Below are 16,676 nucleotides of genomic sequence, written 5' to 3'. Positions count from 1 at the left end.
ACGCAGCGAAGGGGCCCTTCACCGCATCTCATGCGGTGGAGGGCCCCTTCAGCCCGCGCTAGAAGTCGAAGCCCCCGCCGTCGAAACCGCCGCCATCGAAGCCGCCGCCGTCGAATCCACCGGCGTCCCCGCCCATGTCTCCGCCGGCGTCGCCGCCGGCATCACCGGCACCGGCGTCCTCCTGGCCCGCGTCATAGCCCGATTCCCAGGCCGACGCGCTCGCGATGCCCGCCATGCCGGAGAACATCGCGCTGAACAGCAGCATCGAACCGAGACCCCAGGCGCCGGCGACGAGCGCGGGTTTCCACCACGGCTCGCTGTACCAGCCCTGCGGCACCGGACGGCCCGCCACGCGGCCACCGGGGTAGTAGTGCGGCGTGCGCTGGCTCGGGTCCGGCGAAGCCTCGTAGTGCTCGCCCTCGACGTCGACCGAGCGGTACTCGGTGACCTTGCCGGCCGCGTCGCGCTCTTCGCTGCCGGGAAGCTCCGGACCGGGGTCCATGCCCATCGCGAGCCGCGCCGCGCGGACGTAGTAGAGCCCCTCGATGGCGGTCTCGCGCACCAGCCGGGCCTGCTCGACGGTCTGCGCCTGCTCCATCTGCGAGCCCGCCGCGGTGAAACGTTCGGACGCGTCCGCCATCGCCTGCTGGGAGGCGGTGTCGGTGCCGGTGAGGTTCATGACCTGACCGCCGAGCCGCTCGACGAGGCGCCGTGCGTCGGCCTTCGCGTCGTCCAGCTGGCGCTTCTTGGCCGCCGCCTGGGATTTCGCGAAGTAGATGCCGCCGCCGACCACGACGACGAGGAGCACGATCAGGAAGATCGCGGTGCCCATGGGTTCACTCCAGGAATCGTTCGGCCTTTGCTCCGATCAACGCGGAGCGCCCGCCGGTGGTTCCCGCGCGCACTGGCGGGAGAAACTAGAACACGTTATAGTTCGGCCCCATGAAGTTCACCCTGTCGATCGCGATGAATCCGCTCGATCAGCTGGGCGAACTCGCCCGTGCGGCCGAAGAAGCGGGTTTCTCCTCGATCGCGCTCCCGGATTCCCTGTTCTATTCCGAAACGGTCTCGGCCGACTATCCGTACACGCCCGACGGCAGCCGCTTCTGGACCGAGGAGACGCCCTGGGCCGATCCGCTGATCGCGGCCGCGTCGATGGGCGCGGTCACCGAACGGCTCACCTTCTACACCTCCGTGCTCAAACTGGGCTCCCGCAACCCGGTCCTGCTCGCCCGCCAGGTCAACTCCGTCGCGGCGCTGACCGGTGGCCGCTTCGGGCTCGGGCTCGGCGTCGGCTGGTCGCCGGAGGAGTTCCGCTGGTGCGGCGCGCCGTACGAGCGGCGCGGCAAGCGCGTGGACGAGGCCATCGAGGTGCTGCGCCTGATCCTCGGCGGCGGGATGGTCGAATTCCACGGCGAGTTCTTCGACTTCGACAAGCTCCGGATGAGCCCGGCGCCGCCGTCGCGCGTGCCGTTCTACATCGGCGGGCACACCGACGTCGCGCTGCGCCGGGCCGCGCGTGTGGCGGACGGCTGGTCGTCGGCGATGATGAAGTTCGACGACCTCCGCGATACGATCGCCAAGCTGCGCGGGCTGCTGGCCGACCAAGGCCGCGCCGGCGATCCCTTCGAGTACCAGGCCGTCTGCATCGACAAGTTCGGTCTCGACGGCTACCGCGAACAGGGCGATATCGGCGTCACCGACATCATCACCATGCCGTGGGTGTTCGACGGCCTCGGTTTCGATGCCGAAGTCGGCCCGAAACTCGATTCCATCAAGAAGTTCGGCGACGAGATCATCGCGAAGATCGGAGACTGAACCATGGGTGTCGACGTCTGCTGGGATCCGGCCGCCACACAGCCTCCCGCGCGTCAGGCCGCGTTCCGCTCGATGACCGCCGTCACCGCCGGGGACAAGGCCGCCTGGCTCGCGCTCTTCGCCGGAGACGCCGTCGTCGAAGACCCCGTCGGCCCGTCGATGTTCGACGAGGAAGGCAAGGGTCATCACGGCCAGGACGGGATCAGTGCCTTCTGGGACAAGACGATCGCGAACGTCGAACGCTTCCAGTTCACCATCCGCGATTCCCACGCGGCCGGGGACGAGGTCGCGAACGTCGGCACGATCACGACGTATCTGCCCGGTGGCTACCGCGTCGACACCGACGGCGTGTTCGTCTACCGGGTACGCGAAGACGGGCTGATCGTGTCGATGCGCGCGTTCTGGGAAACCGAGCGCGCCATGGCCACGGCCCGCCAAGAGAGCTGAGCATGCGACGGCGGCTCGTGATCACGCTCCTGGCCGTCGTGGCCGCGGGCGTGGTCGCCGCCGTCGTGGTGACCTCCCGTGAGGAACCGCGTCCGGCGGCGGAATCCAGCCCGCCGCCATCGGCGCCGGTGACGACGGCGCCACCACCCGTGGCCTTCTGCCCGGAGACCGCGGAATCGGATCGCGTGCGTTCCCCGTCCGGCCTCGACGGGAAGACGGAGCCGCGCACGCCGTCCGGCCCCCATCGGCTGGCCTACTTCGTGGTCGACGGCAAGGGCATGAGCGACTTCACCGGCACCGCCGCCCAGCATCTGCCGATGGGGACTTCCCAGGACGGGCAGGTCCAGGTGGTGGTGTGCGAGTACCCGAAGCCGACGGACAGGCCCATCGGCACCTGTGACGGGTACGAGCGGCAGGGGAAGGCGCCTCTCTCCGTCGCGGTCACCGGTGTCCAGTACACCTACAAGGCCTATGACGCCGAAAGCAAACGTCTGCTCGACACCTTCGCCCTGCCCGGGATCCGGGTGTGCCCGAGCTCGGTGACGACGTTCGACGACGTTCCCCGCGCGATCGAGGCCCGATCCGACTACACCGCGGTGATCGACCGTCTGCTGCCGCATCTGCGCAGGTGAAGCTCAGGTGAGCCGCTCCGCGCGCCGCGTCAGGTACTGCTTCTCGGGTTCGCTCGCGGTTCTGCCGGCGGCCCGGAGGTAGGCCTCGCGCGCGGCGCCGGTGTCCCCGGCCAGTTCCAGCAGGTGCCCGCGGACGGAATCGAGCCGGTGGGTCTGGCTCATCCGGTTGTCGTCGTCGAGCGTGGCCAGCAGTTCGAGGCCCGCTTCCGGCCCGTTGACCTCGGCGACCGCGACGGCGCGGTTGAGCGTGACGACCGGGCCGGGCGAAATCTTTTCGAGGACGTCGTAGAGCGCGAGGATCTGGGGCCAGTCCGTGTCGGACGCGGTGGCCGCCTCGGAGTGGACGGCGGCGATCGCGGCCTGCACCTGGTACGGCCCGACCGGGCCCGCCGCCAAGGCCTCGCTCACCAGCGACACGCCTTCGGCGATCATTTCCGCGTTCCAGCGCGAACGGTCCTGCTCGGCGAGGGGGACGAGCGAGCCGTCCTCACCGGCGCGGGCGGCGCGGCGGGCGTCGGTCAGCAGCATGAGCGCGAGCAGGCCGGTGACCTCGTCCTCGTCCGGCATGAGCCGCCGGAGCAGCCTGGTCAGCCGGATCGCTTCGGCGGTCAGGTCCGCGCGGTGCAGGTCGGGGCCGCCGCTGGTCGTGTAGCCCTCGTTGAAGATCAGGTACAGGACTTGGAGGACGACGCGGAGCCGTTCGGCCAGTTCCCCGGCGGGCGGCAGGACGAACTCGGCGCCCGCCTTCTTGATGGTCTGTTTCGCCCGGCTGATCCGCTGGGCCAGCGTCGATTCCGGGACCAGGAACGCGGTCGAGATCTCGCCCGTGGTCAGGCCCCCGACGGCGCGCAGGGTGAGCGCGAGTTGCGACGGCGCGGACAAGGAAGGGTGGCAGCACAGGAAAAGAACGGTGAGCGTGTCGTCCGAATCGGACACAGCGGCTGGAGCCGGGGCCATCAGCGCGTCGTTCTCCTCGCGCCGCCGTCGCGCGCTTTCGCTGCGCCACTCGTCCACCAGCCGCCGGGTCGCGACCGTCGCGAGCCAGGACTTCGGACTGTCCGGGACGCCCTGCTCCGGCCATTGCTGCGCGGCCGAGAGCAGGGCCTCCTGGACGGCGTCCTCGCAGGCGTCGAACTGCCCGTGCTTGCGCACCAGCAACCCGATGACCTGCGGGGCCAGCTCCCGCAGGAGCGCTTCCACCTGGCGATCGTCCTTCACGACGCCAGTCTTACCTCATGGAGACCGTCAGGCGATGGGGGAGTAGTGCGAAGCGTCGCCTTCGAGGGATTCGCTCGGCACCCCGTCGATGCCGACCGGGACGTCGCCCGCCACGGTCACCCGGTTCAGACGGCGGGGCAGGTCGTCGTAGTTGTCGACGGCGTAGTGCTGGGTGATGCGGTTGTCGAACAGCACCAGCTGGTTCGGCTCCCAGCTCACCCGCACGACGTTCTCCGGCCGTGTCACGTAGGACTGCAGCAGCCGCAGGATGTCCCGCGACTCGCCCTTGGACAGCCCGACGATCCGCTGCGCGAACCCGCCGATGTACAGCCCGCGTTCTCCGGTCACCGGATGCACCCGCACCACCGGGTGGACTGTGCGGAACTTCTGCGAGACGAACACCTTCCGGCGCTCCTGCTCCGCCTCGTCGAGGGTCTCCGGCGCTTTCGCGTAGTCGTAGTCGTTGGTGTGCTCGGCGCGCAGCGTGTCCGCGAACGCCCGGAGTGGCTCGGGCAGGTCCCGGTAGGCCGCGGCCGAGTTGGCGATCAGCGTTTCACCGCCGTACGGAGGGACGACCAGGCTGCGCAGCGTGCTGGCCTTCGGCGGGTTGAGCACGAAGGTGACGTCGGTGTGCCACTGGTTCGCGCGGCCCTGCTCGCTGTCGACCGGCAGGATGGCGGGCTCGCCGTCCACCGACGGGACGGTCGGATGTGCCTTGGTCAGTTCGCCGAAGTGCTCGGCGAACCGCTGCTGGCCCGCGTCGTCGAGGTCGACGTCGCGGAAGACGAGCGCCTTGTGCTCGTGCAGGGCCTCGGTGACGAAGGCGACGGTCGCGGTGTCGAGGTCCTTGGCCGGATCGACGCCGATGACCTGCGCGCCGATCCTGCCGGTGATCTTGCGGACCTCGACCTGGGTGTTCAGGGCGGTCATGCGGCGTGCTCCTTTACTCGGGTGCGGGTGACAGGGCGGGCGAGGCCGTAGTGGCCCCGCAAGGTCGTGGCGGTGTATTCGGTGCGGAACAATCCGCGCCGCTGGAGTTCCGGGACGACGAGGTCGACGAAGTCCTCTAGGCCGCCTGGAAGCGTGGGCGGCATGACGTTGAAGCCGTCCGCGGCGCCTTCGGTGAACCAGTGCTCCAGCTGGTCGGCGACCTGCGTGGCGGTGCCGGCGAACACGCGGTGCCCGCGACCGCCCGCGAGCCGCTCGATCAGCTGGCGGATGGTCAGGTTCTCGCGCCTTGCCAGGCCGGTGACCAGTTCGAAACGGCTCTGCGCGCCTTCGGTGAACGTGCCGACGTCGGGTAGCGGACCGTCGAGCGGATATGGCGTCAGATCGTGGTCGAGCATGGTCGACAACTGCCGCACGCCGTACGCGGGCGTGATGAGGGCGTTGAGTTCGGCCTCGCGTTCCTTCGCCTCGGCCTCGGTGCGGCCCAGGATCGGGCTGATCCCCGGCAGGATCTTGATCTCGTCGGGAGAGCGGCCGTATTTCGCGAGCCTTCCCTTGACGTCGTCGTAGAAAGCCTTGCCCTCGGCGAAAGTCTGCTGCGCGGTGAACACCGCCTCGGCGAACCGGGCCGCGTACTCCTTGCCCGTCTCCGAGGAACCGGCCTGGACGAGCAACGGATGCCCCTGCACCGGACGCGGGATGTTCAGCGGTCCGCGCACCTGGAAATGTGGCCCGTTGTGGTCGATCGGATGGATGCGGTCGGTGTCGGCGTAGACCCCGGTCGCCTTGTCGATCACAGCCGCGCCGTCGTCCCAGCTGTCCCAGAGTTTCTTCGCCACTTCAAGGAATTCAGTGGCGCGTTCGTAGCGGAGCGCGTGCGGGGGCCGGGCGTCGCGGTTGAAGTTGCGGGCCTCGTCCTCACCGGCCGACGTCACGATGTTCCAGCCCGCGCGGCCACCGCTGAGATGGTCGAGCGACGCGAACTTCCTGGCCAGGTGGTACGGCTCGTTGTAGGTCGTCGACGCGGTGGCGATCAGGCCGATGTGCTCGGTGGCCCCGGCCAGCGCCGAAAGCAGCGTCAGCGGCTCGAACAGGGTGTGCGAGTTGTAGCGGACGTTGCCCCACAAGGCGACGCCGTCGGCCAGGAACAGCGAATCCAGCTTGCCGCGCTCCGCCGTGCGCGCGATGTCGACGTAGTGCTTCAGTGATGCGGCCCGGTGCGGATCCGTACTCGGATGCCGCCACGCCGCCTCGTGATGACCGTTCGGCATCACGAACGCGTTGAGGTGCAGGTGTTTCATGCCTTCTCCTTGACACGCCAGGTGGAGAACCGCCGCTCCAGCGCGACGAAGCCCGCGTTGATGGCCAGGCCCAGCACCGAAACCGTGATGATCGCGGCGTACATCTGCTGGATCTGGAAGTTGACCTGCGAGTTGTTAATCAGATAGCCGAGCCCGGCCTTGGCGCCGACCATTTCGGCGGCGATCAGGATGAGGATCGAGTACGCCGCCGCCATCCGGATACCGGTGAAGATGGTCGGCACGGCCGACGGCAGGATCACCTTGCGGAACAGGTTCGGGCTCGACAGCCCGAGCGAGCGCGCGGCCTTGACCAGCAAAGGATCCACGGTGTTCACCCCGGCGATCGTGTTGAGCAGTACCGGCCAGACGCAGGCGTAGACGATCAGCGTGATCTTGGACACCTCGCCGATGCCGAGCAGGAGCGTGAACACGGGCAGCAAGGCCAGTGCGGCGGTGTTGCGGGCCAGCTCCAGCAGCGGGTTCAGGAACTCCGCGAGCGGCCGGTACCAGGCGATCAGCAGGCCGAGCGGCACCGAAACGGCCACCGCGATGACGAATCCGGCGGCGGACCGGCCGAGACTCGCCAGCAGATGGTCTGCCAGCTGCCCGTTGAGGATCAGCTCCCAGAGCGCGACGAGATCTTCCGACAGCGGCGGAAGGAAGGTTCTCGTGCCTTCGTCCAGGACGTACTGCGGAGCGAGCTCCCACACGGCGAGGAAGAGCAGGATCGCCGCCGAACTGCGGAAAGCCTTGCGCAGCGGGTTTTTCTTGCGGGGCTTCTCGGCGGCCTTCGGTCCAGTGTGGACTTTCGGGGCTTCGAGCGTCGCGGTCATGCGGCCCTCCGGATCTCGTCGTGCAGGAGTTCCCACAGCCGGTGGCGATGGGCCACGAACGCGGGTGCCGAGCGCAGGTCGTCGTTCGAGCGGTCGCCGAGGTCGATGTCGACGACGTCCTTGAGCCTGCCCGGCCGGGACGTGAGCACCGCGACCTTCTGTCCTAAATAGACGGCTTCCTCGATGCTGTGGGTGATGAAGACGATGGTCTTGCCGGTGCGCTGCCAGATCCGCCGCAGTTCCTCCTGCAGCAGTTCGCGGGTCTGGGAATCCAGCGCGGCGTACGGCTCGTCCATCAGCAGCACGTCCGGGTCGTAGGCGAGGCTTCTCGCGATCGCGACGCGTTGCTTCATCCCACCGGAAAGCTGGTGGGGAAGATGCTCCTCGAACCCGGAAAGCCCGACCAGGTCGAGGAATTCCCTTGCCCTTTCGGCGCGCTGCCGTTTGGTCAGCGTGCCGCCTTCGAGACCGAACTCGACGTTGGCGCGTGCGGTGCGCCAGGGGAACAGCGCGTACTGCTGGAACACGACCCCGCGATCCAGACCCGGCCCGGTGACGGGTTTCCCGTCGATCAGGACCTCGCCGGAGGTGGGTTTCGCGAGTCCGCCGAGCAGATCGAGCAGTGTGGACTTGCCGGAACCGCTCGGCCCGACCAGCGAGAGGAAGGTGCCGTCCTCGATGTCGAGCGAGACGTCGTCCAGCGCGGTCAGCGTGTCGAAGGTCTTGGTGACCGAGCGGAGGCTGATCTTGGCGGTCACGCGCCACCGCCTTCGCGGTACGGGTTGAATTCGTTGGTGTAGATCTTCTTGAGGTCGACCTGGTCGTCCTTGATGAATCCGGACTGCTTGAGCCAGTCTGTCCAAAGCGTGTAGTCGTTGTCGGAGATCAGCCCGCCCTTGGTGACGCCGGTGCTCTTCCAGTACTTGAGCGTGTCGGTGTTCTCGTTGCGGCCGCGGTTCTGGATGATCTTGGTGAACCGGGCGATGACCTCGTCGCGGGGTGTGGTGCGCGCCCATTCGATCGCCTTGGCCACGCCGGTGACGAAGGTCTTCGTGGTCTCCGGGTACTTCTTGATGAAGTCGGTCCGCAGCACGTACGGCCCGCCGTTGTAGGGGCCGAACGCCTCGACGTCCTTCACGATGGCTCGCACACCGCCTCCGGCGAGGGCGCGGTCCTGCAGGACGCCGTTGAGCGCGGCGACGTCGATCTGCCCGTTGCGCAAGGCCTGTTCGGTGTTGATCGGCGGCAGGACGACCAGTTGCACCTGGTCGATCTCGGCGTCGGAGAGGCCGCTGCGCTTGAGCCAGGTGTCGAGGGCGGCCTCCAGGTTCGCACCGACGGTGTTGACGCCGACCTTCTTGCCGATGAGGTCGCGTGGCGTGTGGATCGGGCTGTCTTCCTTGACGTAGAAGCCCAAGAAGGTCTTCTCGTCGGAGCCGTAGTAGTTGACGACGGCCTTGATCGGGGCGCCGGCGTCGACGAGTTTGGCGACCGCGCCGGTGAAGGCGCCGCCGAAGTCGGTCTGGTCGGTCGCGGCGGACTGGATGTCCTGCGGTCCGCTGATCGTGTTGCCGACCCACTTGAGTTTGACCGGGCCGAAGTATCCGAGGTCCTCGGCGAGTTCGGGGAAGGTGACGTTGTTCGCCGAACCCTGGTAGCGGAGTTCGAGCTTCTCCGGCTGCCCGGCCACGCCGGCCGGAGCCGCGGAGGCGCCGCAGCCCGACAGCGCCAATCCGGCGATGAGCGCGGCGATCAAGGGCACTGGTTTCTTCACGGTGGGCTCTTTCGTTCGGGTATGCGTCGTTGAAGAAGATTCTTCGCAGGCCCGGCGAGGAGCGTCAATTTTGCGATTTAGTGAAGTAACTCAGGAGGCGTTGGCGAGGTTGACGAAAAGCGGATCTTCGTAGAGCGCGTTCAGTATGGCCGCGCCACCGGCGGTCGCCAGTTCGGTTCCCGGAAAGCTCGACATCACAACGTTTTCCTGAGGTGACTGGCAGATCCAGGAGCGTCGGGCGACCTCGTCCCGGATCGTGGAAAGGCAGCCTTCGACGTCGCGTACACTCTGGTCGAGCACGATGAGGATTTCCGGATTGAGGACGTCGAAAAGTAACGCGGCGGCCTGTCCGATGATTCTCGCGCGTTCATGGAAAAGGGCGACGGCGTTTTTGTTTCCCAACTCCGCCAAACGGAGTACGTCGGCGAAGATCGGTTTTTCGATGATGTGCGCTTCGACGGCCTTGCGGGCGATCGTCCGCTCCGAAACGGTGGCTTCGAGGCAGCCGGAACGTCCGCAGCGGCAAGGCTCCTCGCTGTCGTCGACCCGCAAATGCGCGACGGCGCCCGCCGCCGACCGCGGTCCATGATGGACGGTGTCGCCGGTGGCGAAGGCGGCGTCGACCACGTTGCCGGTGAACAACTGCACGACACTGCGGCGCGCTCTCTGTTGTCCCAGCAGGCGTTCGGCGTGGATGAGCGCCCGCGAATGCCCGTCGACCCGGACGTCGAGACCGGTGACCTCGGTGAGCAGACCGCGCAACGGGACACCGTGCCAGCCGAGCAGACCGTGCTCCACCACCGTCCCGGACGCCTCGTCGACCCAGCCGCCGGTCGCCACCCCCAACCCGAGCGCCGTCCGCTCCGGCGCATGTCCGACGAGGAGATCGTCGAGCAGCTCCGCGATCTGCGCGACCTGGACGGCGGGCTCGGCACCGTGATGCGGGGCTTCCTGCTGTGCCAGCACTTTCCCGCGCAGATCCAGCAGTCCGACGGTGAGATGGTCGGCCGCGACATGCGCCCCGCACACCACGAACCGCTCCGTGTCGAGGTCCACCGGCACGAACGGCCTGCCGACCGCGCCGGCGACCTCAGGCAGCTCGGTGAGGAAGCCGCGGCGCATCAGCTCCGCCACATGCCCGGTGACGGCCGCGGCGCTCAGCCCGGTGCGGCGCGCGATGGTGCTGCGCGCGATCGCCCCTTCGTCCAGCACCGCGCGGAGCACCGCGCTGGCACTGGCGCTCCGCCTGCCGGTCACGGTGCCGATGTTCGCAAGCGGGTGGCGGCGGGCCTAGGGCTCTCACGATCCGGGAGCAAGCCGTCGGATGAACCTGGCGCTGTGTTCGCAGCGGTCCTCGTATCCCCGCGCGCGATAGAAGGCGTGCGCGGCCGTCCGGTGGCGGGAGCTGGTGACCTCCATGGTGTCGCAGCCCCAGCGCAGCGCCTCCGCTTCGGCTGCGGCGACCAGCTCGCGTCCGATCCCGGTTCCGCGCTTCGTCTCGTCCACCACCAAGGCCACGATCCGCCCGCCGGACCCCGGCCGCTCGAGAAGCGGGATCGCGACCACCGCGACGACACCGACCACCTCGCCGCCCGCCTCGGCGACGAACGCGGCACCCTCAGGATGGCGGGCCCAGCGTTCGAGCCGTCCGCGCACGTCCTCCACGTCGTTGTCCGGGTAGCCCAGCTCGGTGAGGAGCGCGGTCACGGCGGGGGCGTCGGTGGTGCGGGCGTGGCGGATCTCCATGATCGCCATTAAAGCCGAGCCGGTCACGCCGGACTGTGTGTGGATTTCGGGTCATCCAACGCGGCAAAACCCACACCGTCGATGTCGCCGGTCCACGTCCGCGTCGACCTTGATCAGGTCCGTCGTGGCCTCTTCGAGTGACAACGAGCGAAAACCGTCGAAGCGGCACGGCCAAGCCGAAACACCGGTGAACTCGCAGGTCGAAGACCTTGAGTCGGGATGACAGGATTTGAACCTGCGACCCTTCGCTCCCAAAGCGAATGCGCTACCAAGCTGCGCCACATCCCGTGACTCCCCCGATCTCCCGGGGGGTGTGCGCACAGCCTAGCGGGTCACGCTAAGCTGTTTTCGCACCCGGTACTCCGGGGGCACGCGGGTGTAGCTCAATGGTAGAGCCCTAGTCTTCCAAACTAGCTACGCGGGTTCGATTCCCGTCACCCGCTCCACAGCTCGACATCCGAACCCGCAGGCGCCTGGCCTGCGGGTTCTGTCGTTTCCGCTTCGGTCAGGCGGGGTCGGCGGGCTTGTTCTGCAGGCGGGTCCAGAGATCGTTGATCGGCTTGGTTCCGGCGCCCACGACCAGGCCGGTCACCAGGAGGTCGAGCCAGAAGGCGATCTGGGTCCCTTGGGGATCGATGATGGCGCGGAGCAGGGTGATGTTGGCCCCGGCGGCCAGCAGGCAGGCGAGTCCGGTGGCGAAGCCCCAGGTCACGATGGCGGTCCTGCTTCGCGCCTCGGCCAGTTTGGCCTTGGCCTCGGCGACGCCGGCGTCGTTTCCCGCCGAACGAGCAGTCCTGAGCTCGTTCTTCGCGTCGTCGGAGTTGGGGCCGAGAATCGGGGCGAAGGGCTGTACCAGCCGCTCGATCGCCAGCGCCAGCACGAAGAGCAGGGCGAACGCGTTGAAGTCGGCCGCGATCTGCGGTGGTGGGGTGTCACCCCAGAGCTGATGCACCTCGTCCAAGGCGACGTAGTAGCCGCCGAACAAAAGTGCGAAACCGGTCAGGATGGTCCGGGGATTCGGCATGGTCGACTCCTTTGTCGAAGTTGCGCAGGAGTCGCGCCGAAAAACTTAGATGTTACGGAGCGTGTAACTTTCCGGGCCTTGCCGTTACATATAGCCACAGTTGACAGGTTCGCGCGCCGACTTGATGTCGCGAAAGCCACTTCTGAAAGTGGCTTTCGCGACCTGCGACACACCGCCACCGGGACCGAAGGCTCAGTCCGCGCCGACGTCCGAGGAGTCCGACGGCGCCACGGCCTGCGAAAGGCCACTCGAGGCGGCGTCCGCCTCCAGGTGCGCGGCGATCAGGTCCAGCAGCTTGTCCGTGTCCACCGGCTTGGTCACGTAGTCGTCCGCGCCCGAAGCGAGTGTCCGCGCCTTGTCCTCCGCGGTCGCCTTCGCCGTGACGGCGATCACGGGCAGGTCTTCGTGCGCTGCCTCCGCGCGGATGGCGGTGATCGTGGCATTGCCGTCCAGCTCGGGCATCATCACGTCCATCAGGACGAGCGCGGTGTCCTCGTGACGTTCCAGCGCCCGGATGCCCGCGACGCCGGTCTCGGCGTAGATGACCTCCAGGCCGTTGCGCTCCAGCACTGCGGCCAGCGCGAAGACGTTCCGGAGGTCGTCGTCGACGATCAGGATCTTCTCGCCGTGGAACCGCTGTGCCGGCGCGGAGGGAGCCACCTGCGGTACCGCCATGATCAGCGGGACACCGCCTGCCGCGGCGGTGGTCGGGACGACCAGGTTCGCGGCGCTCACCGGCAGGTACAGCGTGAACGTGCTGCCCTTGCCGGGTTCGCTGCGGACGCGCAGTTCGCCGCCGAGCAGTTCCGTCAGCTGCTGGCTGATCGACAGGCCCAGCCCGGTGCCGCCGTACTTGCGGCTGGTGGTGCCGTCGGCCTGGCGGAACGCGTCGAAGATGATCGCGAGCTTGTCCGGCGCGATGCCGATTCCGGTGTCTTCGACGGCGAACGCGAGGACGCCGGGGGCCTTGCGGAGCGAGTCGGCTTCGACCTCGCCCGGATCGGCCATCCGGATGTGCAGCCGCACGCCGCCCTCGTCGGTGAACTTCGCCGCGTTGGACAGCAGGTTCCGCAGCACCTGCTGCAACCGGTGTTCGTCGGTGTGGATCGACGAGGGCACCGGCGGGTCGATCAGGACGGCGAACTCCAGGCCCTTGTCCGAAGTGAGCGGACGGCAGATCGATTCGACGTACTCGACCAGCTCGGGCAGCGTGACGTCGGACATCTGCAGGTCCAGGTGCCCGGCCTCGACCTTGGCCATGTCGAGGATGTCGTTGATCAGCTGTTGCAGGTCGCTGCCCGCCGAGTAGATCGTCCGCGCGAACTGGACCTGCTTCTCCGACAGGTTCCCGTCCGGGTTCTCCGAAAGCAGTTTCGCGAGGATCAGCGCGCTGTTGAGCGGGGTCCGCAGTTCGTGCGACATGTTCGCCATGAACTCGGACTTGTACTGCGACGCCATGGTCAGCTGCCCGGCGCGCTCTTCGAGTTCCTGCCGCGCCTGCTCGATCTCGCTGTTCTTGACCTCGATGTCGCGGTTCTGCTGCGCCAGCAGCGCCGCCTTCTCCGCGAGGTCCGTGTTGGACCGGCGCAGTTCCCGTTGCTGCGCCTGCAACTGCTCGGACCGGGCGCGCAGTTCCTGTGCCAGGCGCTGGGATTCGGTGAGCAGCGCCTCGGTGCGCGAGTTCGACTGGATGGTGCTGACGTTGACCGCGATGGTCTCCTTCAGCTGCTCCAGCAGGTCGATGTGGACGGTGCTGAAGGCGTTGATGGTCGCCAGTTCCAGCACCCCGAGGACCTCGCCCTGGAACAGCACCGGCAGCACGATCACGTTGACCGGCGCGGCCGAACCCAGTCCCGAGGAGATGAGCGCGTACTCCGGCGGTGCTTCGTGGACCAGTATCGTGCGGCGGTCGACGGCGGCCTGGCCGATGAGCGACTCGCCGGGGGAGAACCGCAGCCCGGTCTGGGATTTCGCCAGCCCGTAGGTCGCGATGCTCTCCAGGACCACCTCTTCCTGCTCGTCTTCGCGGGCGAGGAAGAACGCGCCCTGCTGGGCGGACACGAGCGGGGTCAGCTCGGACAGGATCAGCGACGCCACCGACGCGAGGTCCCGGTGCCCCTGCATGAGCGCGGACAGCCTCGCCAGATTGGTCTTGAGCCAGTCCTGCTCGCGGTTCGCGCGGGTGGTCTCCTTCAGGTTCGCGATCATCTGGTTGATGTTGTCCTTGAGCTCGGCCACCTCCCCGGACGCGTCGACGGTGATGTGCCGGGTCAGATCGCCGGCGGTCACCGCGGTGGCCACCTGCGCGATCGCCCGCACCTGGGTGGTCAGGTTCCCGGCCAGCTGGTTCACGCTTTCGGTCAGCCGCGACCACGTGCCCGCGACGCCGGGCACCTCCGCCTGGCCGCCGAGCGTGCCGTCCGTGCCGACTTCGCGGGCGACACGGGTGACCTCGGAAGCGAAGGCCGAAAGCTGGTCGACCATCGTGTTGATGGTGGTCTTGAGTTCGAGGATCTCGCCGCGCGCGTCGATGTCGATCTTCTTCGACAGATCGCCCTGCGCCACCGCGGTGGTCACCGTCGCGATGCTGCGGACCTGGCCGGTCAGGTTGTCGGCCATGACGTTCACGTTGTCCGTCAACGCCTTCCACGTGCCCGCCACGTTCGGCACGCGGGCCTGACCGCCGAGGATGCCCTCGGTGCCGACCTCGCGGGCGACCCGGGTGACCTCGTCGGCGAACGCGCGCAGCGTCTCGACCATGCTGTTGATCGTCTCGGCCAGGACCGCGACCTCACCCTGCGCGTCGATCGAGATCTTCTTCGACAGGTCGCCGTTCGCCACCGCGGTGGTCACGGTCGCGATGCTCCGCACCTGGTCGGTGAGGTTGGTGGCCATGACGTTGACGTTGTCGGTGAGGTCCTTCCAGGTCCCGGCGACGCCGCGCACCTGCGCCTGGCCGCCGAGTTTGCCCTCGGTGCCGACCTCGCGCGACACCCGGGTGACCTCGTCGGCGAACGCCGAGAGCTGGTCGACCATGATGTTGACGGTGTTCTTGAGCTCCAGGATCTCGCCGCGCGCGTCGACGATGATCTTCTGCGTCAGGTCGCCCTTCGCGACGGCGGTGGTGACCTGGGCGATGTTGCGGACCTGGTCGGTCAGGTTCTTCGCCATGAAGTTGACGTTGTCGGTGAGGTCCTTCCACGTCCCGGCCACACCGGGCACCTGCGCCTGGCCGCCGAGCCGCCCGTCGCTGCCGACCTCGCGGGCGACGCGGGTGACCTCGTCCGCGAACGCCGACAGCTGATCCACCATCGTGTTCAGCGTGTTCTTCAGTTCGAGGATCTCGCCCTTGGCGTCGACGGCGATCTTCTGCGACAGGTCGCCTTTCGCCACCGCCGTCGCCACCTGGGCGATGTTCCGGACCTGCGCGGTGAGGTTGTTCGCCATGAAGTTGACCGACCCGGTGAGGTCGCGCCAGGTCCCGGCGACGCCGGGCACCTGCGCCTGGCCACCGAGCTGACCTTCCGTGCCGACCTCGCGCGCCACCCGCGTGACTTCGTCGGCGAACGACGACAGCTGGTCGACCATCGTGTTGACGGTCGTCTTCAGTTCGAGGATCTCGCCGCGCGCGTCGACCGTGATCTTCTGCGTCAGGTCGCCCTTCGCCACCGCCGTGGTGACCTGGGCGATGTTGCGGACCTGGTCGGTCAGGTTGTCGGCCATCTGGTTCACCGAGTCGGTGAGCCCGCGCCACGTGCCGGCCACGCCCGGCACGGTCGCCTGGCCGCCGAGACGGCCTTCGCTGCCGACCTCGCGCGCCACCCGCGTGACCTCGTCCGCGAACGAGGACAACTGGTCGACCATCGTGTTCAAGGTGTTCTTGAGTTCGAGGATCTCGCCCTTGGCGTCGACGTTGATCTTCTGCGAGAGATCGCCCTGCGCCACCGCGGTGGCCACCTGGGCGATGTTGCGGACCTGGTCGGTCAGGTTGTCCGCCATCAGGTTCACCGAATCGGTGAGGTCGCGCCACGTGCCCGCGGCACCGGGGACCTGCGCCTGGCCCCCGAGACGGCCTTCGCTTCCTACCTCGCGGGAAACGCGGGTCACTTCGTCGGCGAACGCCGAGAGCTGGTCGACCATGATGTTGACGGTGTTCTTGAGCTCCAGGATCTCGCCGCGCGCGTCGACGTTGATCTTCTGGGTCAGATCGCCCCGGGCCACCGCGGTGGTCACCTGGGCGATGTTGCGCACCTGGTCGGTCAGGTTGCTGGCCATGACGTTGACGTTGTCGGTGAGATCACGCCACGTGCCCGCCACGCCCGGAACCTCGGCCTGACCGCCGAGCCGTCCCTCGGTGGCGATCTCGCGGGCCACTCTGGTGACCTCGGTCGCGAACCGCGAAAGCTGCTTGATCAGGCCGTTGACCGTCCTCGCGACTTCGGCGAACTGACCCTGCAGCGGCCGCCCGCCGACTTCCAGCGGCATCGGCTCGGACAGATCGCCCTCGGCGACCGCCCCGAGGACGCGGTTGAGCTCGGCCGTGGGCCTGCTCACGTCCTCGATCAGCCCGTTGACGACGTCGACCGCGGTGGCCCAGCCGCCGGGGCCGATCTCGGCCGCCACCCGCTCGGTCAGCCTGCCTTCCTTGCCGACCGCCTCGCGGACGCGCAGGAGTTCGGTCACCAGTCGCTGGTTCCGTTCGGCGATGTCGTTGAAGGCGCCCGCGAGCTGGGCCGCGAGCCCGTCTCCGTGCGCCACCAGCCGCCGGCGGAAGTTGCCGTCCCCGAGGTCACGAGCCGCCGCGAGCAGGCGTTCCAGGGTCGCTTCGTCCACCTGGCCGCCACCACCTTCCACGGGGATCCGGTCCCTTTGGGAGTGCTGTGTCATCTGTGTCGACCCTCTCCACCACGCATGCCAAGCCATGGTCGTCGCATC

At 68.0% G+C, this 16,676-nt stretch carries 14 protein-coding genes and 2 tRNA genes; 4 read left to right on the top strand and 12 right to left on the bottom strand.

Annotated features, from left to right (window positions below; translation table 11 throughout):
- Nucleotides 1–58: 58 nt before the first annotated feature.
- Nucleotides 59–832: a hypothetical protein gene (locus BLW75_RS14335; protein ID WP_034313915.1), complete on the bottom strand. Its 774-nt coding sequence runs from the start codon at nt 830–832 to the stop codon at nt 59–61.
- A gap of 110 nt (nt 833–942) precedes the next feature.
- Here BLW75_RS14335 and BLW75_RS14330 point away from each other — a divergent pair, with 110 nt between their 5' ends.
- From BLW75_RS14330 to BLW75_RS14320, 3 genes are read left to right on the top strand one after another with little or no spacing between them, the layout of a single operon-like run.
- On the top strand, nt 943–1,818 hold the full coding sequence (locus BLW75_RS14330; RefSeq protein ID WP_034313917.1) for a TIGR03619 family F420-dependent LLM class oxidoreductase: 876 nt from the start codon (nt 943–945) through the stop codon (nt 1,816–1,818).
- Between the two features lie 3 nt (nt 1,819–1,821).
- Entirely contained in the window at nt 1,822–2,265 is a 444-nt protein-coding gene (locus tag BLW75_RS14325) for a nuclear transport factor 2 family protein (protein ID WP_034313920.1), read from the top strand.
- Nucleotides 2,266–2,267: 2 nt separating this feature from the next.
- Entirely contained in the window at nt 2,268–2,897 is a 630-nt protein-coding gene (locus BLW75_RS14320) for a hypothetical protein (protein ID WP_034313923.1), read from the top strand.
- 3 nt (nt 2,898–2,900) lie between these two features.
- On the opposite strand, the gene BLW75_RS14315 is transcribed toward BLW75_RS14320, so the two are convergent.
- From BLW75_RS14315 to BLW75_RS14275, 9 genes are all read right to left on the bottom strand, one after another.
- Nucleotides 2,901–4,115, bottom strand: a complete 1,215-nt coding sequence (locus BLW75_RS14315) for an RNA polymerase sigma factor (RefSeq protein ID WP_034313925.1) — start codon at nt 4,113–4,115, stop codon at nt 2,901–2,903.
- Between the two features lie 27 nt (nt 4,116–4,142).
- Entirely contained in the window at nt 4,143–5,045 is a 903-nt protein-coding gene (locus tag BLW75_RS14310; protein WP_034313927.1) for a TauD/TfdA dioxygenase family protein, read from the bottom strand.
- Nucleotides 5,042–6,364, bottom strand: a complete 1,323-nt coding sequence (locus BLW75_RS14305; protein WP_034313930.1) for an LLM class flavin-dependent oxidoreductase — start codon at nt 6,362–6,364, stop codon at nt 5,042–5,044. The genes BLW75_RS14310 and BLW75_RS14305 overlap by 4 nt, the downstream gene beginning before the upstream one ends.
- Nucleotides 6,361–7,197, bottom strand: coding sequence for an ABC transporter permease (locus BLW75_RS14300; RefSeq protein ID WP_034313933.1), 837 nt, complete (start codon nt 7,195–7,197; stop codon nt 6,361–6,363). The genes BLW75_RS14305 and BLW75_RS14300 overlap by 4 nt, the downstream gene beginning before the upstream one ends.
- Nucleotides 7,194–7,955, bottom strand: a complete 762-nt coding sequence (locus BLW75_RS14295; RefSeq protein ID WP_034313935.1) for an ABC transporter ATP-binding protein — start codon at nt 7,953–7,955, stop codon at nt 7,194–7,196. The genes BLW75_RS14300 and BLW75_RS14295 overlap by 4 nt, the downstream gene beginning before the upstream one ends.
- On the bottom strand, nt 7,952–8,971 hold the full coding sequence (locus tag BLW75_RS14290) for an ABC transporter substrate-binding protein (protein WP_034313938.1): 1,020 nt from the start codon (nt 8,969–8,971) through the stop codon (nt 7,952–7,954). The genes BLW75_RS14295 and BLW75_RS14290 overlap by 4 nt, the downstream gene beginning before the upstream one ends.
- 90 nt (nt 8,972–9,061) lie before the next feature.
- Complete coding sequence (locus BLW75_RS14285) at nt 9,062–10,228, bottom strand: ROK family transcriptional regulator (protein ID WP_091597583.1); 1,167 nt, start codon at nt 10,226–10,228, stop codon at nt 9,062–9,064.
- Nucleotides 10,229–10,270: 42 nt separating this feature from the next.
- Nucleotides 10,271–10,717, bottom strand: coding sequence for a GNAT family N-acetyltransferase (locus tag BLW75_RS14280; RefSeq protein ID WP_034314056.1), 447 nt, complete (start codon nt 10,715–10,717; stop codon nt 10,271–10,273).
- 214 nt (nt 10,718–10,931) lie between these two features.
- Nucleotides 10,932–11,005 (bottom strand) — tRNA-Pro (locus BLW75_RS14275).
- 84 nt (nt 11,006–11,089) lie between these two features.
- Here BLW75_RS14275 and BLW75_RS14270 point away from each other — a divergent pair.
- A tRNA-Gly gene (locus BLW75_RS14270) sits at nt 11,090–11,163 on the top strand.
- A gap of 59 nt (nt 11,164–11,222) precedes the next feature.
- Here the strand turns inward: BLW75_RS14270 and BLW75_RS14265 are convergent.
- Both BLW75_RS14265 and BLW75_RS14260 read right to left on the bottom strand, forming a co-directional pair.
- The gene (locus BLW75_RS14265; RefSeq protein ID WP_034313943.1) at nt 11,223–11,741 is read right to left on the bottom strand and encodes a hypothetical protein; all 519 of its coding nucleotides are present in this window, start codon (nt 11,739–11,741) and stop codon (nt 11,223–11,225) included.
- A gap of 192 nt (nt 11,742–11,933) precedes the next feature.
- The gene (locus tag BLW75_RS14260; RefSeq protein ID WP_395766742.1) at nt 11,934–16,628 is read right to left on the bottom strand and encodes a HAMP domain-containing protein; all 4,695 of its coding nucleotides are present in this window, start codon (nt 16,626–16,628) and stop codon (nt 11,934–11,936) included.
- Nucleotides 16,629–16,676 lie beyond the last annotated feature (48 nt).

Source organism: Amycolatopsis lurida, assembly GCF_900105055.1.
GTDB classification, from domain to species: Bacteria; Actinomycetota; Actinomycetes; order Mycobacteriales; family Pseudonocardiaceae; genus Amycolatopsis; species Amycolatopsis lurida.
The sequence above is the reverse complement of the archived record's forward strand: the minus strand, read 5'-3'. Positions and strand labels throughout refer to the sequence as shown.